Here is an 18,105-nt window from a genome sequence, read left to right on the forward strand (position 1 = left end):
CTGGATCCGCCCAAAGCGGTCATCCGATACGAATACGATCAGCCCGGAGGACTGCTGCACCTGGATATCAAGAAACTGGGCAACTTCCAGAGGCCTGGGCACAGAACCGATGCCAAACGCCGGGGAAACGCTGCCGGCGGCGGCTGGGGGTACGTCCACGTGGCCATCGACGATCATTCCCGGCTCGCCTACAGCAGCGTTCACCCCAACGAACAGGGAGAAACGGCCTGCCAAGCGCTGCTGAGCGCTCTGGAGTACTACGCCAGCTTGGGAATCACCTTCAAGCGGATCCTGACCGACAACGGCGCCTGCTATCGCTCCACCGCCTTTGCCAAGCTGCTCAAATCCCTTGGAATCAAGCACATCCGGACCAAGCCCTACACACCGCGCACCAACGGCAAGGCGGAGCGCTTCATCCAGACCAGCTTGCGCGAGTGGGCCTACGCTTGCGAGTACGCCTCTTCGGACCAACGCAATTCCGTGCTGACCCAATGGCTGCACCACTACAACTGGCACCGTCCCCATATGGGGATCGGCGGCCAGCCACCTATCTCCAGAGTGCCGCTGAATAACGTAGTGGGTTTACACAGTTAGTCGGCACACGTTCAAAATTTTGTTGCACCGCGTTGTGTGGCGCGCGACGGTTCCGCTACACTCGACCACGATTCAATGCGGCTCTGGCCCCCACCGGATCCGCTGGCAGCCTTAAAGCTACCTAATCAATATCGGAGTGCCGGATGGCCAACGATGGGGTATACGATCCAGTCAACACCGGACGTCGGCGTTTTCTTACTGCCACCACTGCCGTGGTGGGTGCCGTCGGCGTCGGCTTCACCGCTGTTCCTTTCATCAAGTCCTGGAACCCCAGTGCCCGTGCCAAGCTTGCCGGCGCACCGGTGGTGGCCGACATCAGCGCGCTGCAGGAAGGCCAACGCCTGATCGTGGAATGGCGCGGCCAGCCGATCTGGATCGTCAAGCGCTCCAAGGCCATCCTTGATGCGCTGCATGGGCTCGATGGCCGCCTGAAGGATCCCGAATCGGGCGAGAAGGACCAGCAGCCCGAGTACGTGCTGAAGCAGAACCCCGAGCTGCGTTCGATCAAACCGGAAATCTCGGTCCTGGTCGGGCTGTGCACGCACTTGGGCTGTTCGCCGGAAATGGTCGCCGAGATCCGCCCTGAACCCTACGACCCGCAGTGGAAGGGGGGCTATTTCTGCCCCTGCCACAAGTCGCGCTTCGACATGTCCGGCCGCGTGTTCAAGGACGTGCCGGCGCCGATCAACCTGCTGGTGCCACCGCACCACTACCAGGACGACAACACCGTCATCATTGGTGTCGATCCGCAGGGGGCTGCCTGATGAGCAACATCCTCAGCCGTACCGCCAGCGGCGTGGCCGACTGGGTCAACGCGCGCGCGCCCGGCCTGATGCCGGTCTACCGCAAGCATGTCAGCGAGTACTACGCGCCGAAGAACTTCAACATCTGGTACTACTTCGGCTCGCTGGCGCTGCTGATCCTGGTCAACCAGATCGTCACCGGCATCTTCCTGACCATGCACTACAAGACGAACGCCGCCGAAGCGTTCGCCTCCATCGAATACATCATGCGTGATGTGGAATGGGGCTGGCTGATCCGCTACATGCATTCCACCGGGGCCTCGCTGTTCTTCATCGTGGTCTACCTGCACATGTTCCGCGGCCTGCTGTACGGCAGTTACCAGAAGCCGCGCGAACTGGTGTGGATCCTGGGCATGCTGATCTACCTGGTGCTGATGGCCGAAGCCTTCATGGGCTACGTGCTGCCTTGGGGCCAGATGTCGTTCTGGGGCGCCAAGGTCATCATCTCGCTGTTCGGCGCCATCCCGGTCATTGGCAACGGCCTGACCGAATGGATCATGGGCGACTACCTGCCCAGCGATGCCACGCTGAACCGCTTCTTCGCCCTGCACGTGATCGCCCTGCCGCTGGTGCTGCTGCTGCTGGTGGTGCTGCACCTGGGCGCGCTGCACGAAGTGGGCTCGAACAACCCCGACGGCGTGGAGATCAAGAAGGGGCCCAAGGGCAACCGCTGGTCGCCGAATGCGCCGGCCGATGGCATTCCGTTCCACCCGTACTACACGTTGAAGGATGGCGTCGGCGTCGGGTTCCTGCTGGTCATCGCCGCCTTCATCATCTTCTTCGCCCCGGCCTTCGGTGGTCTGTTCCTGGAACACGACAACTTCACCGAAGCCAACCGGCTGGTCACGCCCGAACACATCAAGCCGGTCTGGTACTACACCCCGTACTACGCAATGTTGCGCGTGGTGCCCAACAAACTGGGCGGCGTGCTGGTGATGTTCTCGGCCATTGCGATCCTGTTCCTGGTGCCGTGGCTGGACCGTGCGCGGGTCAAGTCCTACCGCTACCGCGGCCTGCTGTCGAAGGTGCTGCTGGGGGTGTTCGCCGTGTGCTTCGTGTGGCTGGGGGTGATCGGCTCGGGCCCAGGCACCGACGCGCACGAGACCTATGTCGGGCGGGTGCTGACCTTCCTGTACTTCGCGTTCTTCATCACCATGCCGCTATGGACAAGGCTGGACAAGACCAAGCCGGTACCGGAAAGGGTGACCACGCATGACTGAGCGCTGGATGGTCCGGTTGGCCCTGGTGGCCGCCTTTGTGCTGGGCAGCAGCCTGGCCCACGCCGCCGAGGGCGGCGCCAAACTGCTGCAGGCCGGCAATGATCTGGGTGACCGCGCGTCGCTGCAGCGCGGCGCGCAGTTGTACATGAACTACTGCTCCGGCTGCCACGCGCTGAAGTACCTGCGCTATTCGCGCATGGGCCAGGATCTGGGCCTGAGTGAGGAAGAGGTGATGAACAACCTCAACTTCACCGGTTCGGCCATCGGCGATCCGGTGCCGGTGTCGATGCCGAAGGAACAGGCCGAGAAATGGTTCGGCAAGATGCCGCCCGATCTCAGCCTGATCGCCCGCGTGCGTGGCAGCGACTGGATCTACACCTACCTGAAGTCCTTCTACCTGGACAGCAGCCGTCCGCTGGGCTGGAACAACACCGTGTTCCCCAATGCCTCCATGCCCAACCCGCTGTGGGAAATGCAGGGGCTGCAGCACGCGGTGCATGGCAAGGCCGAAGCGCCGGGCATGGACCCGCCGGTCACCGGCCTGCGCATCGACAGTCCCGGCAGCGTGGATGCCGGGCAGTACGACCAGGCCGTGCGCGACATCACCAACTTCCTGGAATACGCAGGCGAACCGGCCGCACTGAAGCGCCAGCAGCTGGGCGTATGGGTGATCCTGTTCCTGGCCCTGCTGACCTTCCTGCTGTATCTGTTGAAGAAGGAATACTGGAAGGACGTGCATTGAGCCGGGCGGGGCATTGCCTCAGGCCTATTGGCTTTTGTGATGCCCGGTTGCACACTCGGGCAGGAGTCGACCACCGGCAAGGGGCTGGTGGCGCCGGTACGGCAGGCGGTCTCCTGTCGTGGGAGAGCCTTTGATGGCGGCGAGCGTACGCATGCGCAATACACTGACGCTGTTTTCCTCGAACGACGATGTCCTGTGCCATCGGGTGCGCCTGGTCCTGGCGGCCAAGGGCGTGACCTATGATTTCGTGCCGGTCGATCCGCAGAACCCGCCGGAAGACCTGATCGATCTCAACCCGTACCACTCGGTGCCCACCCTGGTAGAGCGCGAGCTGGTGCTGTACGCCGCCTCGGTGGTCAGTGAGTACCTGGATGAGCGCTACCCGCATCCGCCGCTGATGCCGGTCGATCCGCTGTCGCGTGCCCGCATCCGCCTGGCCATGCTGCGCATCGAGCACGACTGGGTGCCGCAGGTGCAGGCCATCCAGCTGGGCAACAAGACCCAGGCCGAAGCCGGCCGCAAGCGCCTGAAGGAACTGCTGACCGCATCGCTGCCGCTGTTCAAGGCCAGCAAGTTCTTCCTGAACCCGGAAATGAGCCTGGCCGACTGCGCGATGGCGCCCATCATCTGGCGCCTGCAGTCGCTGGACGTGCCGCTGCCCAAGGATGGCAAGGCCATCGAAGACTATGGCAACCGCATCTTCCGCCACCCCGGGTTCGTGCGCAGCCTGACCGATCAGGAAAAGAAGCTGCGCGACCTGCCGGTCTAGGCGATTGCCGCAGTTCCCGTCTGCACGCCCACCGGCGTGCCGCGATGCGCCCCGACAGGGGCGCCGTGCGCGTACACTTCACGCATGACCGACGACTTCTTCCACATGACCAGCCACCGCCCGTACCTGCTGCGGGCCCTGGTGGAATGGATCAACGACAACCAGCTGACCCCGCATATCCTGGTCGACGCCGGCGTGCCCGGCGTGCAGGTACCGCCTTCGGCCGTGAAGGACGGGCGCGTGGTGCTGAACATCGCCGAGCGTGCGGTGGTGCGGCTGATGATCGACAACGAGATGGTGAGCTTCTCGGCGCGCTTCTCCGGCACCAGCTACCCGGTGCAGGTGCCGATCAGCGCGGTGCTGGCCGTATACGCGCGCGAAACCGGGCAGGGCATGGCACTGCCGGACGATATTCCCGGTGCCGAAACGACCGCCGCCAGTGACGAGCCGCTGCACGAGGGCGACACCCCGCCGGACGACACGCCGCCGTCCAACCCGCCGCCGAAGGGCCGACCGACCCTGCGCGTGGTCAAATAAATGTGGGTGCCGACCGGTGGTCGGCACACCTCTGCCGCTGCGCTCGCCGGGCATGGCCCGGCGCTACCGGCTAGATATCCTCGGCCTCATCCACATCCGCGCGGATCCTGCTGATCCGCGCCGCGCCCGGCCCCGTGAACGAAACGAGCTGATCACCGCGCAGCACCATCCGCCCGACATGGCGATCGATGCCATCGTAGGAATACTCGAACTTGAAGGTGCGCTCGAAACCGAGCCGGCCATCCTCGCCGCGCGACAGGCGCAGGCCGGTGGCGTGCACCGCCTGGTCCAGCCACTGCACGTCGGCGGCACGGCAGGCATTGCGACCCAGTTCCACCGCGCGCTCGGCGGCCGAACGTGCGGCATTCCAGAAGAAGTAGACGATACCGCCAACGATCAGCAACAACAGCAGGGTGGGCATGGCGTGGAATATCTGGAGTCGATGCAGTCAAGATGGCGGCGAAGCGGGCCGGGATCAAGCGCCGTGACGTTTCCGGGCTGAAAACTGCCGCGGGCCTGTCCGTGACGGCACCGCGGGCCCCCGCGCCGACAACGCTGTCGCCATTGCCTCTCGAAGCGCCGCCGCCACACCGGCAGGGTCGGTGCTTTCCTACAGGCGGCGAGGCGGCAGATGCAGGGAGCGAAGACGGTGGCGATGATGGTCCTGATGGGGGCGGCAGGCATGGCATGCGCATCGTCCGCAGAAGGTGCCGTCGGTGCAGGGCCGCAGCCAGAGCAGTCCCTGCCGTACGAACGGGGCGCAACCTCGTCTTTCCCGGGTGGCCAGCGGCGCCAGTTCACGCTGCAGTCGCAGCGCTGGCCTGACCGGCAGCAGGGGCCGGCCTGGCGCCATCGGGTGGAGGTGCTTCAGCCCGATGCGCCGCAACCCGGTCCGGCCCTGTTGGTCATCAACAATGGCGTGGCCCATGAAGGCGGCGGGCGCCCGGCCGGAACGGCCACGGACCTGCCGGCCGAGGTGCTGGAAACGCTGGTGCGCACGCTGGGCATGGCGGTGGTGTCGCTTGCCGACGTGCCGCCGCAGGCCATGGCGTTGCCGGGGGACACCGCGCTGCGCACCGAAGATGATCTGGTGGCTGCCACCTGGCGTCGCTATCTGGACGACCCTGCGCGCCCCGCGCATTGGCCCCTGCATGTACCGATGACGGAAGCGGCGGTGCGCGCGCTGGACCTGGCCGACCGCGAGCTGCCAGCGGTACAACGCCCGTCCTATATCGTCACCGGCGCGTCCAAGCGCGGCTGGATCACCTGGTTGCTGCCGCTGGTGGATGAGCGGGTCAGCCATCTGGCGCCGTTCGTGATCGACATGCACTGGCAGGCGCTGGCGCCGCACATCCGCAGCGTGCACGCCGGGCGCTGGCCGATCGCGTTGCAACCGTATGTCGACCACGGCATCACCGCCGAGATCGGCACGGCAGGCTTTGCCGATCTCATGCGCATCGTGGACCCTTACACGCACCTGGACGGGCCACGGGCGGCACGGCTGGCCCTGCCCAAGCTGCTGGTCAACGCCAGCGGCGACGACTTCTTTCCGCCGGATGCGGCGTCGCACTATCTGCCTGCGCTGCAGGGGCCCACGGCCCTGCGCATGGCACCGAACAGCGATCACGGTGGCATCCGCCGCTTCACCGTCGATGCGCTGCTGCCGACGCTGCGGCGCTGGCGCACCGGCAGGGGGTTGCCGCAGATCGATTCGCAGTGGAACGCCGAAGAAGGCCGGTTGCAGGTGCGGGCGCAGGGCGAACGGCCACGCCGCGCGCTGCTGTGGCAGGCCCACAACCCGCACGCGCGCGATTTCCGCCACGCCTGCGGCATCACGTATCAATCGGCCGAGCTTGAACTCAACGACCAGGGCGGGGTGTCACCACCATTGGCTGTGCCAGCACGCGGCTGGAGCGCTTCGTTCGTCGAACTGCACTACGACGACGGCATGGTGGTGACCACGCCGGTGCAGGTGCTGCCGCAGGATCGATTTCCTGCGCAGCCCCCGTCGCAGGGCGAGGGGCGCTGCAGGCTGGTGCCGCTCAGCGGCTCGGCGCCGCCTGCACGGGCAGTGGCGACAACGCCGGCTGTGCCGGCAACGGCGCTGCAACATTCAGCTGCAGCAGCGCCGCCCAGTCCTGTCGATTGAAGCTGCACTCGTCTTCGCGCCCCGGCGTGCAGCTGGTATCGATGCCGGTGCTGTCGCGCGTGCGTGCCGGCGGCAGCTGGATGCGCCCGCTGCGATCCAGTTGCAGCAGGCGCATGGCCACGGTGTTCATCACGTTGCCGCCCACCAGGTACAGGGTCTGGTCGCCGCCCAGGTTGGCGGCCACCACGACTTCGCAATGCGATTTCCAATGGCCCACCGAGCCGTTGCCCAGTGCCTGCACCAGCCCGCTGTAGCTGAGGGTGCTGCTGCGGTCGCGCAGGTAGCACACCATGTCGCCGGGGGCGGGCTTGGCGGTGGCCGGGTCCAGCAGCCGGTACGGGCTGCCGGCCGGGCCGGCCTGGTAGGCAGCGCGGATGTAGTCGATGTGGCGCGGCGAGGTGGTGAAGCCGGGCACCCCGGCGCGCACCATCACCCAGGAAATGAACGCGGCCGACCACGGGTTGTCGACCAGGAAGGCGCGGCAGTCGCTGTCGGTGTAGCGCACTCCCAGGGGCGCCAGGCAGCTGCTGGCGCCGTCGATGCTGCCCATCGCGTTCAACGTGCCGCTGTCACGCCAGTAGGCGGCCACGCGCCGCCAGGCCACCAGACCGTTGTCGGCCAGATGGCCGCTCTCGGCCTCGGTGACGGTGAGGCTGGCCGCACGGCCTTCGCGGTCGATGAAGGCGCGGTACCACAGCCGGTGTTCGTTGCAGGCCGCGTTGCGGATGGAGATCGCCAGTGGGCTCAGGCCATAGCGGGGTGGCACGTCGCAGGCTTCGGCGGCGGCGGCCGACAGCGGCGCGGCGGCCAGCAGCAGGCAGGCAGGCAACAGCATCCGGCGCATGCGCGGCTCCTGTGGGGGATGGCCGCAGCGTCGCAGTGCCGTCGTGAACGCAGGGTGTGAGAACGGGGTCAGATCCCTTTCCCATGGGAAAGGGATCTGACCCCATGCCAGGCCTCAGCGCGGCGGCGGGCCCAGCTTCAGTGACAGATCGATCGCCTGCACATGCTTGGTCAGGCCGCCAATGGAAATGCAGTCGACGCCGTCTTCTGCAATGGCGCGCAGGCCGTCCAGGCCCACGCTGCCGGATACTTCCAGTGGAATGCGGCCGGCGGTGATGCGCACCGCCTCGCGCCGCAGGTCGGCGCTGAAATCATCCAGCAGGATGCGCTCGCAGCCGGCGTCCAGCGCCTGTTGCAGCTGCTCCAGGTCTTCCACTTCCACCACCAGCGGCAACTGCGGCCACTGCTGGCGTGCAGCAGCCACCGCAGCCGGCAGCGAGCCGGCGGCGCGGATGTGGTTTTCCTTCAGCATCACTGTGTCGTACAGGCCGAAGCGGTGGTTGTCGCCGCCACCGCAGCGCACTGCGTATTTCTGCGCCAGGCGCAGGCCGGGCAGGGTCTTGCGGGTGTCCAGGATGCGCGTGCCGGTTCCGGCCACGGCCGCCACATGGCGCGCGGTGGTGGTGGCGGTGCCGGACAGGGTCTGCAGGAAATTCAGCGAGGTGCGCTCGGCGCTGACCAGGCTGCGGCTGCGGCCCTGCAGCAGGGCCAGGACCGTGCCGGCCTTGACCACCGCGCCTTCGTCCACCTGCCAGTCGATGCGGACCTGCGGATCGAGCGCGCGATGGGTGGCGTCGAACCACGGCCGGCCGCAGATCACCGCATCCTGCTTGCACAGCAGGTAGGCGCTGTCCGGTTGGTCAGGCAGCAGGGCGGCGGTGACGTCACCGCTGCCCAGGTCCTCGGCCAATGCGCGGGCGACATCGGCCGCGACCTGGGCCGCATCCGGCGCCGGCAGGGTACTCATGCGGCGGGGAAGTCGGCGATCTGCGCGGTCGGGATGGCCTCTTCGGCCAGCAGTACCGGAATGCCGTCGTCTACCCGGAACACCTGCTTGCGGTCGCGGGTCACCAGGGCCTCGCGCAGCGGCTGGGCCAGCGGATTGCCATCGGCCTTGTTCACCGCACCGGCGGAAATGGCCTTGTTGAGGGCTTCCAGGCCCTTGCCATCCAGCAGGGACAGGGGCTGGCGGGTATCGGGCGACACCAGCAGGTCAAGCAGCTTGCGATCCATGGTTCTTCGTCTTGCGTGGAAGACGGCTAGAATACGTCTTTAAGGTAGGTGACGGCCAATGACCCCCAACCCGATCGCGCCGCTCGTCGGCATCGTCATGGGTTCCCGCTCCGATTGGGAAACCATGCAGCACGCGGCCCAGAAGCTTGAAGCCCTGGGTGTTCCGTTCGAAGTGAAGGTGGTTTCGGCCCACCGCACGCCGGACGTGTTGTTCAGCTATGCCGAAGAAGCCGGCCCGCGCGGCCTGCGCGCCATCATCGCCGGTGCCGGCGGTGCCGCCCACCTGCCGGGCATGATCGCGGCCAAGACCGCAGTGCCGGTGCTGGGCGTGCCGGTGCAGTCCAAGGCCTTGAACGGCATGGATTCGCTGCTGTCGATCGTGCAGATGCCGGCCGGCATTCCGGTGGCCACCTTCGCCATCGGCAATGCGGGCGCCTCCAATGCCGCTCTGTTCGCCGCGGCCATGCTGGCCAGCGACCAGCCGGCCATCGGCCAGGCGCTGGAGGCGTTCCGCACCCGCCAGACCGAAGACGTGATGGCCCACGACGACCCGCGCCAATGAACCTGACCGTCGGCATCCTGGGCGGCGGCCAGCTCGCCCGCATGATGGTCCTGGCCGGTGCGCCGCTGGGCCTGCGCTTTGAACTGTTCGATCCGGCGGCCGACGCCTGCAGTGGGCCGTTGGCGCCGCTCACCGTCGCCGCCTTCGACGACCGCCAGGCGCTGGCGGATTTCGCCGCCAAGGTGGACGTGGTCACCTTCGACTTCGAGAACGTGCCGGCCGACAGCGCGGAGTTCCTCGCCGACCGCGTGCCGGTCTACCCGCCGCCGGCCGCGCTGGCGGTGGCCCAGGACCGGCTGAGCGAGAAGACCCTGTTCCAGCAGCTGGGCATTCCGCTGCCGGCTTTTGCCGATATCCGCAGCCGTGACGAGCTGGCCGCGAAGGCCGCCGAGTTCGGTCTGCCGTGCATCCTCAAGACCCGCCGCCTGGGCTACGACGGCAAGGGTCAGTTCCGCCTGCGCAGCGCGGCCGACATCGACGCCGCTTGGGACGCGCTGGGCGCGCAGGTCGAGCGCACCGGACTGATCCTGGAAGGCTTCGTTGCCTTCCAGCGCGAAGTGAGCGTGGTGGCCGTGCGTGGCCGCGATGGCAGCTTCCAGGCCTGGCCGGTCACCGGCAACTGGCATGTCGATGGCGTGCTGTCGGCCAGCGTGGCCCCGGCCGTGCTGTCCGCAGCCGAGCACGAAGCTGCCATTGGCTACGCGCGCCGCGTGGCCGACCACCTGCAGTATGTGGGCGTGTTCGCGCTGGAACTGTTCTGCCGCGATGGCGAACTGCTGGCCAACGAGATGGCGCCGCGCGTGCACAATTCCGGGCACTGGACCATCGAAGGCAGCGAGACCTCGCAGTTCGAGAACCACCTGCGCGCCGTGCTGGGCCTGCCGCTGGGCAGCACCCGCATGCTCGGCCATGCCTGCATGCTGAACTGGCTGGGCGCCATGCCCGATCCGGCACCGGTGCTGGGCCAGGCCAGCGGCCATTGGCACGATTACGGCAAGCAGCCGCGTGATGGCCGCAAGGTGGGCCATGCCACGCTGCGCGACGACCAGGCCGATGCCCTGGCCGATGCCCTGGAGCAGGTCGGGCTGGAACTGGACCGCCAGGCGCAGGTCGCCCCGGCGGTACACGCGCTGCGCAACCGCTGAGGCGGGCGCAACGCTGCAACATTGTGGCGCGCCGGTGTACGCATCGGCGCAGCCCCTGCGGTGGTAGCGTGGGGCTCCTTTCCCCGGAGTCACCGCCATGCTCGACTGGAACGCTTACCGCAAGGAACTGAAGGGCCGCATCGGCGAGATCGGCAAGCTCTCGCCCGACACCCTGAAGGGCTACGCGACGCTGGCCAATGCCGGCGCGCAGACCAACCACCTGGATGCGAAGACCCGCGAACTGATCGCGCTGGCAGTGGCGGTCACCACCCGCTGCGACGGCTGCATCACCGTGCACGTGGATGCGGCGCTGAAGCAGGGCGCCAGCCGCGAAGAGATTGCCGAGGCGCTGGGTGTGGCGGTGTCGCTCAATGCCGGCGCCGCGCTGGTCTATTCGGCGCGGGTGATGGATGCAGTGGCCGCGCACGAGAACGCGTGAGGCACGGCAGCGCCGGGGTGAAGTAGCGCCGGGCCATGCCCGGCGGTCCGTCTCAGCGCAGCTGGCTTTCGGCGAATTCCCAGTTCACCAGCTGCCAGAACCCGTCCAGATAGCGCGCGCGCTCGTTCTGGTAGTCGGTGTAGTAGGCGTGTTCCCACAGGTCGCAGCACAGCAGTGGCGTGCTGTCGCCGGTCAGGGGCGTGCCGCCATTGCGGGTGACCTGGATGCCCAGTTGCCCGCCAGGGTGCTGCACCAGCCAGGCCCAGCCCGAGCCGAACAGGCCCAGCGCAGCGCGGTTGAATTCCTCGCGCAGGCGCTGCGCATCGCCAAACTGGCGCTTCACCAGTTCGCCCAGGCGCCCCTGCGGTTCGCCGCCGCCGCGCGGGCGCAGGCATTGCCAGTAGAAGCCGTGGTTCCAGGCCTGGGCGGCGGCATCGAACAGCGCGCCCTGGGTCTGGCGCACGATGTCTTCCAGCGTGGCCTCTTCCCATTCGGTGCCGGCAATGGCGGTGTTCACCGCGTCCACGTAGGCGCGATGGTGGCGGCCGTGGTGCAGCTCCACGGTGGTGGCCGACAGGTGCGGCTGCAGGGAGCCGGGAAGGTAGGGCAGGGCAGGCAGTTCGACAGACATGGACAGGTTCGTGGCCAGGGAGCGGTGGCAGCCGGTACCATCGGCATACAATGGCGGCTACCGTGGGCAGTCTAGCCGACCACCGCGGTCGGTTTGTCCGGCGAAGCAAGGAGTGAGGTGTGGCGGTAATGCAGCAAATCCAGGCCGAGGTGGATCGTTACCCGCTCGTGCTGTTCATGAAAGGCACCCCGCAATACCCGATGTGCGGCTTCTCCAGCCGCGCCGTGCAGGCGTTGATGGCCGCAGGCGCGGTGTCGCTGCGCACGGTCAACGTGCTCGAAGAGCCGGAGATCCGCGCCAACCTGCCGCGCTTCTCCAACCTGCCCACCTTCCCGCAGTTGTTCATCAACGGCGAGCTGATCGGCGGCTGCGACATCATCATGGAACTGTTCGAGGCCGGCGAGCTCAAGCGCATCGTCGAAGAGGCCACCCAGGGATGAGTGCCTGGCCGTCGACGTCGACCGATACGGCGCTCGATGGCCGTCCCCTGCGGGACCGCGTGGTGCTGGTGGCCGGCGCCGGCGGAGGGCTGGGCAGTGCCGCCGCAGTCGCTGCCGCCCGGGCCGGTGCAACGGTGGTGCTGCTGGGGCGCAAGCCGCGCCGACTGGACCGGGTCTATGCCCAGGTGCAGGCCGTGGGCCCCGAGCCGCTGCTGTATCCGCTGGATCTGGAAGGCGCCAGTCCCGACGACTACGCCGATCTGGCCCAGGCCATCGGCCGCGAGCTGGGCCGCCTGGACGGGCTGCTGGTCTGCGCCGCGCATTTCCCCGGCCTGACCCCGTTTGAACTGGCCGATCCGGCCAGCTTCGCACGCGCCGTGCATGTCACCCTGACCGCGCCGGCTTGGCTGGCCCAGGCCTGCCTGCCCCTGCTGCGCCAGCGCGAGGATGCCGCCCTGGTGTTCGCCGTGGACGCGCCCGAGCGGGTGGGGCAGGCCTACTGGGGTGGTTATGGCGTTGCCCAGCATGGGCTGCGCGGCCTGATCGCCAGCCTGCACGATGAACTGGCCAGCGGCCCGGTGCGGGTGTCGGGGCTGTACCCCGGCCCGCTGCGCACGGCGCTGCGCGCCCGCGCCTACTCGATCGACGAGGACGCGACCGCGGTGGGCCCGGAAACGGCGGCCGAGGCCGCTGTTGCGCTGCTGTCCGCCGCCGGCCACCCTTGGCGGGGCCAGGTGCTTGACGCCCGCGCGGACACAGTGTCCTGTTAAGCGCTCGATAGCCCGGAATGAAGATTCCGTCACGATAGCGTTGCGATCCGGTGCCGTTTGTCGCACAACCGTCACATTGATGGGATAGCGTGTTAATCTAGTGTTAACCGTTGCGGCAGCTGCCGTTCACGGTAGGGAACCCCAGATAAATCTCCGAGCAGCCACCCGCAAGGCTGTTTGGATGCGCTTTTTTTCCGCCATCGCCAACTCGCATCGAGGCTACCGAAAAATGACCCACCCACTCCGGATGTCCAAGCTCACCCTTGGTCTCGTGGCTGCACTTGCCGCCGCCCCCGCCTTCGCCCAGAGCACCTCTGCCGGTGTCGGCGGCCAGGTCGTGTCCCGCAGCGGCCAGCCCGTTGCCGGCGCTGAAGTCACCATCACCCACAGTGAGTCGGGCACCGTCTCGCGTGCGACCACCGACGCGGCCGGTCGCTACAACGCGCGCGGCCTGCGCGTGGGCGGTCCGTACACCATCACCATCACCAAGCCGGGTGAAGGCACCAAGACCGAAGATGGCGTCTACCTGGGCGTGAACCAGACCGGCACCATCAACGCCACCCTGGCCGGTGACCTGGCCGGCGCGACCAACCTGGACACCGTGCAGGTCACCGCTGTCGGCGGCGGCTCGGAAGTGTTCAGCGCCACCAAGATGGGCTCGGGCACCAACCTCAGCCAGCAGCAGATCGAAGTTGCGCCGTCCATCGGCGGCAACATCCAGGATCTGATGCGTCTGGATCCGCGCGTCACCTTCATTGATCGCGCCTCGGGCTCGATCTCGGCCGGTGGCCAGAACCCGCGCTACAACTCGGTGAACATCGACGGCGTGTCGGCCAGCGACACCTTCGGCCTGGAAGGCAACAACATGCCGACCCGCCGCCAGCCGGTCGCCATGGAAGCCATCGAAGCGCTGGACATCAACCTGTCCAACTACGACGTCAGCATCGCTGCCGCCGCCGGTGCCACCGTCAACGCGGTCACTAAGTCCGGTACCAATGAATTCCACGGTTCGGTCTACGGCACCTACCGTGACGGCGACTGGTTCGGTGACAACCCGGAAGGCCAGCCCTTCAACGGTTTCACCAAGGAAAAGACCTACGGCATGACCCTGGGCGGCCCGATCGTCAAGGACAAGCTGTTCTTCTTCGCCAACTACGAAAAGTTCGAACAGGCCGCACCGGGTGCTGACCTGTCGACCACGCCGCTGGGCAAGGCCAATGGCCAGTTCACCCTGGCTGACGTGACCCGTGCGCAGGAAATTGCCCAGGGCTACGGCATCGACGCCGGTGGCCTGGAAAGCAATGGCGACACGAACATGGAAGAGTACGCGCTGAAGCTGGACTGGAACATCAGCGACAACCACCGTGCCAGCGTGCGCTACAGCAAGATCGACCAGAGCAAGCTGCGCATCAACGGCATGACCACCAGCTCGGCTTCGCTGAACTCGTACTGGTACCAGCACAACAAGACCAACGAGAGCTACGTTGCCCAGGTCTTCAGCGACTGGACCGACAACTTCTCGACCGAACTGAAGGCTTCGTACCGCGAGTACTCGGCCATCCGTGCCGTCAACACCAACGCGCCCAGCATCCGCATCTACTTCGGCGGCACCCAGGCTGCGCCGTCGGGTGACTCGCTGTACCTGGGTACCGAAGTCAACTCGCAGGACAACATCCTCGAGACCAAGGCGTGGAACTACTACGCCGCCGGCACCCTGACCCTGGGTGACCACGACGTCAAGTTCGGTGCCTCCTACGACACCAACGACATCTACAACTACTACGGCGCCAACTCGTGGGGCACCTATACCTTCTATGGCCTGAACAACTTCGCCAACGGTATCTGGAGCACCTACGACTACGCTCCGGAGCGCAGCGCCGGTTCGATCGCCGCTGACTACAAGTACAGCAACCTGGCCCTGTTCGTGCAGGACACCTGGTACGTCAACAGCAACCTGACCCTGACCCTGGGTCTGCGCGCTGACCGTCCGGACACCAGCCCGGCCCCGGCCTACAACGCACCGGCCTCGACCTTCTTCGGTTACAACAACAGCAAGGTCCTGAACAACAAGTTCCTGGTCCAGCCGCGCTTCGGTTTCAACTACACCTTCGACACCGAGCGCCCGACCCAGCTGCGCGGCGGCGTGGGCCTGTTCCAGGGTGATTCCCCGCAGGTGTGGTTGAGCAACAGCTACTCGGCGACCGGTTTCAACACCAGCGTCTACAACCGCACCGTTTACGATCCGACCCTGGTCTTCAGCCCGGACAAGGACAGCCAGCCGGTTCCGGCAGGCGCAGGTTCGGCCGTGCAGAACGTCAACTTCGTCGGCAATGACTTCCGCATGCCGTCGACCTACAAGGCCAACCTGGCCTTCGACCACGAAACCCCGTGGTACGGCATCGTGGCTTCGGCCGAACTGCTGGTCACCAAGGTCAAGGACGGCCTGTACTACCAGAACCTGAACCTGGGTCCGGTGCAGTACCAGGGTCCGGATGGTCGTGACATGTTCTACAGCGCCAGCAAGAACGGCGCCTGGACCTCGGGCGACGCCCGTTTTGGCCGCAACCGTGCCAACTACAACAACGTCTACCTGATCACCAACACCGACAAGGGCCGCACGTCGCAGTTCACCGCGTCGCTGAGCAAGCCGTGGTCGGAAACCAGTGACTGGTCCTGGAACATCGGCTACACCTACACCGATGCGACCGAAGTCGGCTCGCTGACCAGCTCCACCGCCAGCTCGGGTTGGAACTACCAGTACGCCTTCGACGCCAACACCGAAATCGAGAACACCTCGCGCTACCAGATCCGTGACCGCCTGTCGGGTTCGCTGAACTGGAAGCACAAGTTCTTCGGCGATTACGAAACCAAGGTCGGCCTGGTGTACGAAGGCCGTAGCGGTCGTCCGTACAGCTACGTCTTCGTCAACGATGCCAACGGCGACGGCCGCAGCGCCAACGACCTGTTCTACGTGCCGAAGGGCCCGGGCGACGTGCTGTTCGGTACGCTGGCAGCCAATGGCCAGTTCACCGCCGATGCGGCCATGGAAAAGAACTTCTTCGCATGGCTGGCCGCCAACCCGGATCTGGCCAAGTACGCCGGCACCACGCCGGGTGCCAACCAGTTCCGTACCGGCTGGATCAACACCTTCGACCTGCGCATCAGCCAGCAGCTGCCGGGCTTCATGAAGGGCCACAAGTCCGAGATCTGGCTGGACGTGCAGAACATCGGCAACATGCTGAACAAGAAGTGGGGCAACATCTACGACTACGGCTTCTTCGCCGACAGCCGTGTGGCCACCCTGCAGGGCATGTACCAGGGCAAGTACGTGTACAACTACCGCGGCGCGGACACCCCGACCGTGGCCAACGCAGACGCAGACGGCTTCGACGTCGGTGTCTCGCAGTGGTCGCTGCAGCTGGGCTTCCGCTACCAGTTCTGATGAACTGACGTAGTTGCTGCACACGGAAACGGCCGGGGAAACCCGGCCGTTTTCCGTTCAGGCGAAAGTGCTTGCGGGGCGTTTGGCTTCGGCGTAGCATCCAGACACGTGCGCGGCGCCCTCGCCGCAACGGCGGTCCCAGCAACGGCGAACGCGGTCAGCACGCATCCAACGGTCGGGTTTCCCGGCCGTTTTGCTTTTTAAGGGGGCGGCAGTACAGTCGGAAACCTTGAAGGAAGCGAAAAGTTGGATATGACCACGAACGAAAAGGCAGCCCGTGCGCTGCCGGTGCAGGATGCGCGGATCTACCCGCGTGGTGGGCTGGATGTGTTGTCGCGCGCCGAAGTGGCGCGCCTGCGCGATGCCTCCGGCGGCGGCATGCACGAACTGTTGCGCCGCTGCGCACTGGCCGTGCTGACCAGTGGCAGTGCCTCGGACGATCCGCGCGCCGCGCGTGATCTCTACCCCGATTTCGACATCCAGGTGGCGCAGCAGGATCGCGGCGTGCGCATCGACCTGGTGAACGCCCCGGCGATGGCCTTCGTCGACGGCGAGATCATCCGCGGCGTGGCCGAGCTGCTGTTCGCGGTGGTGCGTGACCTGGCCTACATGGCCATCGAGATGGGCCCGGCCTACGCGGCCGAGCTGGAATCGTCCGAAGGCATCACCAACGCGGTGTTCGGCCTGCTGCGCAACGCGCGCATCCTCAACCCGGGCGACCCGAACCTGGTGGTCTGCTGGGGCGGCCATTCGATCGGCCGCGACGAGTACCTGTACACCAAGCAGGTGGGTTACGAGCTGGGCCTGCGCGGCCTGGACATCTGCACCGGCTGCGGCCCAGGCGCCATGAAGGGCCCGATGAAGGGCGCCACCATCGCCCACGCCAAGCAGCGCAGGACGGTCACCCGCTACATCGGCCTGACTGAGCCGGGCATCATCGCGGCCGAGTCGCCGAACCCGATCGTCAACCACCTGGTCATCATGCCGGACATCGAGAAGCGCCTGGAGGCCTTCGTCCGCATCGGCCACGGCATCATCGTGTTTGCCGGTGGCGTCGGTACCGCCGAAGAGATCCTGTACCTGCTGGGCATCCTGCTGCGCGAGGAAAACAAGGACCTGCCGTTCCCGCTGATCCTGACCGGCCCGACCGTGGCCGCGCCGTACTTCGAGCAGATCGACCGCTTCATCCGCCTGACCCTGGGCGATGCCGCTGCCGACCGTTACGAGATCATCATCGGCGACCCGGTGGCCGTGGCCAAGAAGATGGCCAGCGGCATCAAGCAGGTGCGCGAGTACCGCCTGGCGCAGAAGGATTCGTTCTTCTTCAACTGGTCCATCGAGATTCCGTGGGAGTACCAGCAGCCGTTCGTGCCGACCCACGAAGCGATGGCCGCGCTGGACCTGCACCACGGCCGTGCCCCGCACGCGCTGGCGGCCGACCTGCGCCGGGCGTTCTCGGGCATCGTGGCCGGCAACGTGAAGGAAGACGGCATGCGCCGCATCGAGGAGTTCGGTCCGTTCCAGATCCATGGCGATGCCGACATGATGCAGGCCCTGGACGCGCTGCTGCGCGCGTTCGTCGACCAGCGCCGGATGAAGATTTCCGGCGAATACCAGCCCTGCTACCAGGTGCTGGCCTGACCGGCCGGGGTCGGAGCCCCGTGCACCGACCCGGGGTCGGATCCCCGCAGGGGCTCTGACCCCATCGCACCGACCCGGGGTCGGATCCCCGCAGGGGCTCTGACCCCCGTCCGGCACGCTGGCGTGTCAACCCTTTGACGCCCAT

At 66.5% G+C, this 18,105-nt stretch carries 19 protein-coding genes; 14 read left to right on the top strand and 5 right to left on the bottom strand.

Annotated elements, in window-relative coordinates:
• The 6 genes from C1930_RS07315 to C1930_RS07340 all read left to right on the top strand — a co-directional run.
• Nucleotides 1–594, top strand: a 594-nt coding sequence (locus C1930_RS07315; RefSeq protein ID WP_234412745.1) for an IS481 family transposase, incomplete at its 5' end; no start/stop codon positions are given.
• Nucleotides 595–737: 143 nt separating this feature from the next.
• A complete protein-coding gene (petA, locus tag C1930_RS07320; protein WP_108749154.1) occupies nt 738–1,358 on the top strand; it encodes a ubiquinol-cytochrome c reductase iron-sulfur subunit in 621 nt (206 codons plus the stop codon).
• Nucleotides 1,358–2,617 carry a cytochrome bc complex cytochrome b subunit gene (locus C1930_RS07325; RefSeq protein ID WP_108752673.1) on the top strand — a complete coding sequence of 420 codons (1,260 nt, stop codon included), beginning with the start codon at nt 1,358–1,360 and terminating at the stop codon, nt 2,615–2,617. The genes petA and C1930_RS07325 overlap by 1 nt, the downstream gene beginning before the upstream one ends.
• Nucleotides 2,610–3,359, top strand: a complete 750-nt coding sequence (locus C1930_RS07330; RefSeq protein WP_108771413.1) for a cytochrome c1 — start codon at nt 2,610–2,612, stop codon at nt 3,357–3,359. The genes C1930_RS07325 and C1930_RS07330 overlap by 8 nt, the downstream gene beginning before the upstream one ends.
• 133 nt (nt 3,360–3,492) lie before the next feature.
• Complete coding sequence (locus C1930_RS07335; RefSeq protein WP_075674863.1) at nt 3,493–4,128, top strand: glutathione S-transferase N-terminal domain-containing protein; 636 nt, start codon at nt 3,493–3,495, stop codon at nt 4,126–4,128.
• A gap of 84 nt (nt 4,129–4,212) precedes the next feature.
• Complete coding sequence (locus tag C1930_RS07340; RefSeq protein ID WP_108755843.1) at nt 4,213–4,665, top strand: ClpXP protease specificity-enhancing factor; 453 nt, start codon at nt 4,213–4,215, stop codon at nt 4,663–4,665.
• A gap of 70 nt (nt 4,666–4,735) precedes the next feature.
• Here C1930_RS07340 and C1930_RS07345 read toward each other — a convergent pair whose 3' ends face one another.
• Entirely contained in the window at nt 4,736–5,086 is a 351-nt protein-coding gene (locus C1930_RS07345) for a DUF3301 domain-containing protein (RefSeq protein WP_108755844.1), read from the bottom strand.
• Nucleotides 5,087–5,347: 261 nt separating this feature from the next.
• Here C1930_RS07345 and C1930_RS07350 point away from each other — a divergent pair, with 261 nt between their 5' ends.
• A complete protein-coding gene (locus C1930_RS07350) occupies nt 5,348–6,814 on the top strand; it encodes a PhoPQ-activated protein PqaA family protein (protein WP_159093567.1) in 1,467 nt (488 codons plus the stop codon).
• Here the strand turns inward: C1930_RS07350 and C1930_RS07355 are convergent.
• The 3 genes from C1930_RS07355 to C1930_RS07365 all read right to left on the bottom strand — a co-directional run bounded on the left by C1930_RS07355 (nt 6,708) and on the right by C1930_RS07365 (nt 8,890).
• Nucleotides 6,708–7,658 carry a DUF2272 domain-containing protein gene (locus C1930_RS07355; RefSeq protein WP_108755846.1) on the bottom strand — a complete coding sequence of 317 codons (951 nt, stop codon included), beginning with the start codon at nt 7,656–7,658 and terminating at the stop codon, nt 6,708–6,710. The two genes, C1930_RS07350 and C1930_RS07355, sit on opposite strands and share 107 nt — an antisense overlap.
• Before the next feature lie 114 nt (nt 7,659–7,772).
• Nucleotides 7,773–8,624: a carboxylating nicotinate-nucleotide diphosphorylase gene (gene nadC, locus C1930_RS07360; protein WP_108755847.1), complete on the bottom strand. Its 852-nt coding sequence runs from the start codon at nt 8,622–8,624 to the stop codon at nt 7,773–7,775.
• Nucleotides 8,621–8,890: a Trm112 family protein gene (locus C1930_RS07365; protein ID WP_005408847.1), complete on the bottom strand. Its 270-nt coding sequence runs from the start codon at nt 8,888–8,890 to the stop codon at nt 8,621–8,623. Before C1930_RS07365 ends, nadC begins: the two co-directional genes overlap by 4 nt.
• Nucleotides 8,891–8,948: 58 nt before the next feature.
• Between C1930_RS07365 and purE the strand changes: the two genes are divergently transcribed.
• The 3 genes from purE (at nt 8,949) to C1930_RS07380 (ending at nt 11,036) form a co-directional block, all read left to right on the top strand.
• Nucleotides 8,949–9,452: a 5-(carboxyamino)imidazole ribonucleotide mutase gene (gene purE, locus C1930_RS07370; RefSeq protein WP_079221357.1), complete on the top strand. Its 504-nt coding sequence runs from the start codon at nt 8,949–8,951 to the stop codon at nt 9,450–9,452.
• Nucleotides 9,449–10,597, top strand: a complete 1,149-nt coding sequence (locus tag C1930_RS07375; RefSeq protein WP_108755848.1) for a 5-(carboxyamino)imidazole ribonucleotide synthase — start codon at nt 9,449–9,451, stop codon at nt 10,595–10,597. Before purE ends, C1930_RS07375 begins: the two co-directional genes overlap by 4 nt.
• A gap of 97 nt (nt 10,598–10,694) precedes the next feature.
• Nucleotides 10,695–11,036: a carboxymuconolactone decarboxylase family protein gene (locus tag C1930_RS07380; RefSeq protein WP_108752682.1), complete on the top strand. Its 342-nt coding sequence runs from the start codon at nt 10,695–10,697 to the stop codon at nt 11,034–11,036.
• A gap of 52 nt (nt 11,037–11,088) precedes the next feature.
• Here the strand turns inward: C1930_RS07380 and C1930_RS07385 are convergent, their stop codons facing one another.
• Entirely contained in the window at nt 11,089–11,667 is a 579-nt protein-coding gene (locus tag C1930_RS07385; RefSeq protein ID WP_108757686.1) for a superoxide dismutase, read from the bottom strand.
• Between the two features lie 119 nt (nt 11,668–11,786).
• On the opposite strand from C1930_RS07385, the gene grxD reads away from it, so the two are divergent.
• The 4 genes from grxD to ppnN all read left to right on the top strand — a co-directional run bounded on the left by grxD (nt 11,787) and on the right by ppnN (nt 17,960).
• Nucleotides 11,787–12,107: a Grx4 family monothiol glutaredoxin gene (grxD, locus tag C1930_RS07390; protein WP_108749163.1), complete on the top strand. Its 321-nt coding sequence runs from the start codon at nt 11,787–11,789 to the stop codon at nt 12,105–12,107.
• Entirely contained in the window at nt 12,104–12,877 is a 774-nt protein-coding gene (locus tag C1930_RS07395) for an SDR family NAD(P)-dependent oxidoreductase (RefSeq protein ID WP_108755849.1), read from the top strand. The genes grxD and C1930_RS07395 overlap by 4 nt, the downstream gene beginning before the upstream one ends.
• 247 nt (nt 12,878–13,124) lie before the next feature.
• Complete coding sequence (locus C1930_RS07400; RefSeq protein WP_108755850.1) at nt 13,125–16,319, top strand: carboxypeptidase regulatory-like domain-containing protein; 3,195 nt, start codon at nt 13,125–13,127, stop codon at nt 16,317–16,319.
• A 252-nt stretch (nt 16,320–16,571) separates the two neighbouring features.
• Nucleotides 16,572–17,960: a nucleotide 5'-monophosphate nucleosidase PpnN gene (gene ppnN / locus C1930_RS07405; protein WP_108749166.1), complete on the top strand. Its 1,389-nt coding sequence runs from the start codon at nt 16,572–16,574 to the stop codon at nt 17,958–17,960.
• Nucleotides 17,961–18,105: the final 145 nt, after the last annotated feature.

It is taken from the genome of Stenotrophomonas sp. SAU14A_NAIMI4_8 (assembly GCF_003086695.1).
GTDB lineage: Bacteria > Pseudomonadota > Gammaproteobacteria > Xanthomonadales > Xanthomonadaceae > Stenotrophomonas.

What these genes read in the sequence shown, in the direction of transcription:
- petA (WP_108749154.1), top strand. Translation starts at nt 738, where the DNA reads ATGGCCAACGATGGGGTATACGATCCAGTCAACACCGGACGTCGGCGT.
- C1930_RS07325 (WP_108752673.1), top strand. Translation starts at nt 1,358, where the DNA reads ATGAGCAACATCCTCAGCCGTACCGCCAGCGGCGTGGCCGACTGGGTC.
- C1930_RS07330 (WP_108771413.1), top strand. Translation starts at nt 2,610, where the DNA reads ATGACTGAGCGCTGGATGGTCCGGTTGGCCCTGGTGGCCGCCTTTGTG.
- C1930_RS07335 (WP_075674863.1), top strand. Translation starts at nt 3,493, where the DNA reads ATGGCGGCGAGCGTACGCATGCGCAATACACTGACGCTGTTTTCCTCG.
- C1930_RS07340 (WP_108755843.1), top strand. Translation starts at nt 4,213, where the DNA reads ATGACCGACGACTTCTTCCACATGACCAGCCACCGCCCGTACCTGCTG.
- C1930_RS07345 (WP_108755844.1), bottom strand. Translation starts at nt 5,086, where the DNA reads ATGCCCACCCTGCTGTTGTTGCTGATCGTTGGCGGTATCGTCTACTTC.
- C1930_RS07350 (WP_159093567.1), top strand. Translation starts at nt 5,348, where the DNA reads ATGGCATGCGCATCGTCCGCAGAAGGTGCCGTCGGTGCAGGGCCGCAG.
- C1930_RS07355 (WP_108755846.1), bottom strand. Translation starts at nt 7,658, where the DNA reads ATGCGCCGGATGCTGTTGCCTGCCTGCCTGCTGCTGGCCGCCGCGCCG.
- nadC (WP_108755847.1), bottom strand. Translation starts at nt 8,624, where the DNA reads ATGAGTACCCTGCCGGCGCCGGATGCGGCCCAGGTCGCGGCCGATGTC.
- C1930_RS07365 (WP_005408847.1), bottom strand. Translation starts at nt 8,890, where the DNA reads ATGGATCGCAAGCTGCTTGACCTGCTGGTGTCGCCCGATACCCGCCAG.
- purE (WP_079221357.1), top strand. Translation starts at nt 8,949, where the DNA reads ATGACCCCCAACCCGATCGCGCCGCTCGTCGGCATCGTCATGGGTTCC.
- C1930_RS07375 (WP_108755848.1), top strand. Translation starts at nt 9,449, where the DNA reads ATGAACCTGACCGTCGGCATCCTGGGCGGCGGCCAGCTCGCCCGCATG.
- C1930_RS07380 (WP_108752682.1), top strand. Translation starts at nt 10,695, where the DNA reads ATGCTCGACTGGAACGCTTACCGCAAGGAACTGAAGGGCCGCATCGGC.
- C1930_RS07385 (WP_108757686.1), bottom strand. Translation starts at nt 11,667, where the DNA reads ATGTCTGTCGAACTGCCTGCCCTGCCCTACCTTCCCGGCTCCCTGCAG.
- C1930_RS07395 (WP_108755849.1), top strand. Translation starts at nt 12,104, where the DNA reads ATGAGTGCCTGGCCGTCGACGTCGACCGATACGGCGCTCGATGGCCGT.
- C1930_RS07400 (WP_108755850.1), top strand. Translation starts at nt 13,125, where the DNA reads ATGTCCAAGCTCACCCTTGGTCTCGTGGCTGCACTTGCCGCCGCCCCC.
- ppnN (WP_108749166.1), top strand. Translation starts at nt 16,572, where the DNA reads ATGACCACGAACGAAAAGGCAGCCCGTGCGCTGCCGGTGCAGGATGCG.